The 3,165-nt window shown below is 71.2% G+C and carries 7 protein-coding genes; all 7 read right to left on the bottom strand.

Annotated elements, in window-relative coordinates; all coding sequences use genetic code 11:
* Positions 1–17 precede the first annotated feature (17 nt).
* On the bottom strand, positions 18–590 hold the full coding sequence (locus BLR95_RS15260) for an MT-A70 family methyltransferase (protein WP_092622102.1): 573 nt from the start codon (positions 588–590) through the stop codon (positions 18–20).
* 249 nt (positions 591–839) lie between these two features.
* The gene (locus tag BLR95_RS15270; RefSeq protein ID WP_092622106.1) at positions 840–1,088 is read right to left on the bottom strand and encodes a hypothetical protein; all 249 of its coding nucleotides are present in this window, start codon (positions 1,086–1,088) and stop codon (positions 840–842) included.
* Complete coding sequence (locus BLR95_RS15275; RefSeq protein WP_092622108.1) at positions 1,085–1,912, bottom strand: winged helix-turn-helix domain-containing protein; 828 nt, start codon at positions 1,910–1,912, stop codon at positions 1,085–1,087. The genes BLR95_RS15270 and BLR95_RS15275 overlap by 4 nt, the downstream gene beginning before the upstream one ends.
* 11 nt (positions 1,913–1,923) lie before the next feature.
* Positions 1,924–2,181, bottom strand: a complete 258-nt coding sequence (locus BLR95_RS15280) for a hypothetical protein (protein ID WP_092622110.1) — start codon at positions 2,179–2,181, stop codon at positions 1,924–1,926.
* Positions 2,178–2,423, bottom strand: coding sequence for a hypothetical protein (locus BLR95_RS15285; RefSeq protein WP_092622112.1), 246 nt, complete (start codon positions 2,421–2,423; stop codon positions 2,178–2,180). Before BLR95_RS15285 ends, BLR95_RS15280 begins: the two co-directional genes overlap by 4 nt.
* Positions 2,424–2,425: 2 nt before the next feature.
* Complete coding sequence (locus BLR95_RS15290) at positions 2,426–2,611, bottom strand: hypothetical protein (RefSeq protein ID WP_092622114.1); 186 nt, start codon at positions 2,609–2,611, stop codon at positions 2,426–2,428.
* A gap of 11 nt (positions 2,612–2,622) precedes the next feature.
* Positions 2,623–3,165, bottom strand: a 543-nt coding sequence (locus BLR95_RS15295; protein WP_092622116.1) for a DUF3164 family protein, incomplete at its 5' end; no start/stop codon positions are given.

Genomic DNA, 3,165 nt, shown 5'->3' on the forward strand with positions numbered 1-3,165 from the left:
GATGGCTAGGTAGCGGTTCATGATGCCTCCCCGAACCGACTGACCTGGTCGCCCCAGCAGTCCCAGCCGGGGCGGGTTTCGCGGGCGAACAGCTCCACCCGGCGGCCGTCCGGCACCAGGCGCGACAGCAACTCGGCCATCTCATCGGGTTTGCGGCTGTGTTCGCGGGTCGGGGCGTCCACCAGATTGCGCTCCGAGCGACTGCCCAGCCGGGGCCGGCCCATGGTGCCGATCAGGAACACCTCGGCGGCCGAGCGCAGGACGTAGCCGGTGCCGAAGGCCGTCTTGCCGCCGGTCGTGCGCTTGTGCCAGGCCCCGCCGGTCTTGTAGGTGAAGCCCCACGCCGCCAGTGTTTCCAGCGCCTGAGGCAGCATCGGAAAGGTCGCCCACATGGCCAGCAGGCAATCCGGGGCGGCCAAGTGTCCGACTGGCAGGGCCTGGATTTGGTCCAGCCCCATGCAGGCGTAGTGCGCCAACGGGTTTTTCGCCTCCCCGGCCGACGAGTAGTTGGCGAACAGCCACGGCGGATCGGCGTAGATCAGGCTGTAGGCCAAGGGCCGAAGGTGTCCGAAGGGCCAGCAGTCGGTCATGACGGCGCTTCCCAGAACTGGCAGGCCGGGCTGCCCGCGAGCACGTCGCTGGCCCGACCGCCGGTCCACCGCTCCCGCGCCAGCCCGCACTTGAGGTACGTTTTGGCACACTCCACTCGCGCCAAGTGGCGGCAGGTCCGGCAGGCGGCGCCGGCCGGTCCCCGCCCCGGGGTACCCGCGTAGCCGCGCGGCCGCACGTAGTGCCGGCCTCGGAGGGGCTGGGGCGGGGCGCCAAAGAGGTCCGACTGCTCAGTCATGGCCCCACGCCTCGAACTCGTAGGTCAGGGCCAGTTGCACCGGGCCCGCTCCACGGGCCCGGCAGATCAGCCGCACGCTGACCCGCCCGTCGCGCCGACGGTAGGGCTTCACCGACGGCTGCACCCGCCACCCGGCCGCCTCGAGCAGGCGGGTCAGTTCGGCCGCCTCCGGCACCTCCGCCACCGGGCAGATCGGCAGATAGCGCCCCGGGCGCGGAGTCGAACGGTGTGCCTTGGTCATGATGGGTCCTCCGTCGCGCCGCGACACTTGGCGCACATCCGGTGGTGCGGCCCGGCGGACACGAAGGGTGTGCCACAGGTCATACAGTTGCGCCGGGTCGCCGGCCGCTCCTGCCGGCCCACGGCGGCGTCGGAGTCAGGCAAGCAGAATCCCCCCCCCGCCGTGAGGCCGGCCCAGCCCTGCAAGGCCATGATGTCGACGATCTCGTCTCGGGTCCGGCCCAGGTACTGGGCCATCTCGCGGAGGGTGCGCCCCTGATCCATCAGAGCGCGTACCTGGCGGGCCTCCTCAGCCTCGTCGCGCGGCACCCCCTCGTCGCGCGGTGCTGGATCGCGCGGCGCCGATCCGGAGTGGGCCGCCGCCGCATCCTGGCCGGGCAGCACGTACTGGCGACTCGTCGTCTGGCCGACAGCAGCCAGCCGGCCGGCAGCGACCAGCGCCCGCAGGCGCTTGCTGGCCGTGGGCTGGGAGACCTCCAGCGCCTCGGCCAGGGCCCTGCCCGTCAGGCGCACCCCCTCGTCGAGCAGCGCTCGAGCCGTCCCCAGGGCGGTCTCCAGCTCGGGCGGCAGAGTCCACGACGACGGCACCGGGGGCGGCAGCGTCGGGGTCGACTTGGGCTTCGGCGCCGCCTCGACGGGGGCCGGTTTTGGCTCCGGCGGGGCGTCAACGGGCGCCGCCGGAGCCCGGATGAAGGTGAAAGCCGCGCGCGCCCGTTCGACAGCGACCTCGGCGCCATGCGGCAGGTAGGCCTCGACCAGGATCAGCTTCAACTGCTCATCAGTCGTCAGGACCCTCATGGGATCATCAGTCTCCAGGATGCTCATGGCGGGCTCCTTCATCCGTCCAGATCGGCCCGGAACCCCGGGCGGGCCTCGGTCTCGGCGTCGGCCTCGGCGGCCAGTTCGGCGAGGGCGCGCCAGTCGGTCCCGAGGCCCTCGGCCGCCGAGGCCGTCAGCGCCGCGCGCCCCCTGCCTATTGCGGCATCCAGGCGCTGCCGAGCGGCCGACAACCCCCGCCCCGCGCGGAACGGCGCGGCGGCGATCAGCAGATCGATCAGCGCTGTCCGCAGCAGTTCGGGGGCGGTGCTGGTCATGGCGCGCCGCGCTCCTCGATCTCCGCCCAGGTCGCCTCCGTGGCCGGTTGACCTCCGGTCGGCACGGCAGCCTGGTCCTCGGCCGCCATGACCCGCGCCCACGCGAGTGCCGCCGCCTCGATGTTGTTGGCCAAATCCTCCAGCAGCGCGGCCAGATCGTCCTCGGCCTCAATGTCCCGCAGGGCCCGGGCGTAACCGCGCGCGAACTCGGCTCGCCGGCGCAGGTGATGGGTATCCAACATCGTCAGTCCCTCCGGGCCGGCCGCAGGGCCGCCATGTCGGCGCGCCAGGCGGCGTTGTTGATCACCCTGGCCCAGCGGAGCATCCGATGGGCCAGGGTCTCGGTCGACCAGGCCAAGCGGCCCAGAACCCAGCCACTGGCGCCGGCGAGCCGTTCGATGGTCCAGGCGAAAGGTTTACGGTGGTTCATGGTCGCCTCCTTCAGGCAGACGCGATGTCCAGGGGCACGGGCTGCCACGGGCCGTCCAGGGCGGCGCGGGTGTAGAAGCGGATGTAGCGCTTGGTGCCGACCACGCGGATCGCATCGCGGATAGCGCCCTGAGCCCGCCCCCAGCGCTCGTCATCGAAATCCAGGCGCAGCAATCGGAAGATGGCCTCTCGGCTCACTTCGCCGGCGCTGTCGGTCTTGAAGGCGTCATCGATCAGGGTCCTGATCTCCGGGCGGGCACCCTCGGCCCACTCGGCAACGCACACCAGGAACAGCTCGCGCGCCATCTCCAGTTCGGGGCCAAAGGTGATCCGGTCGGCCGTGGCGAACTGGACCTTCAGCAGGCCATCGAAACTGGTCAGGGTGACGTTGCCCTTGCCCTTCGCACCGCGCGGCACGACCTGGTAGTGTTCTTCCAGCGTCTGCAGGAAGGCCTCGAAGTCGGCCATGGTGTGGTTGAAGAAGCGGTTGATCTGGTTGGCCAGATCGACCGCGTACCCCATCACCATGCGGACGGTCTGATCCTCCAGCGCCTC

It is taken from the genome of Roseospirillum parvum (assembly GCF_900100455.1).
Classification (GTDB): Bacteria; Pseudomonadota; Alphaproteobacteria; order Rhodospirillales; family Rhodospirillaceae; genus Roseospirillum; species Roseospirillum parvum.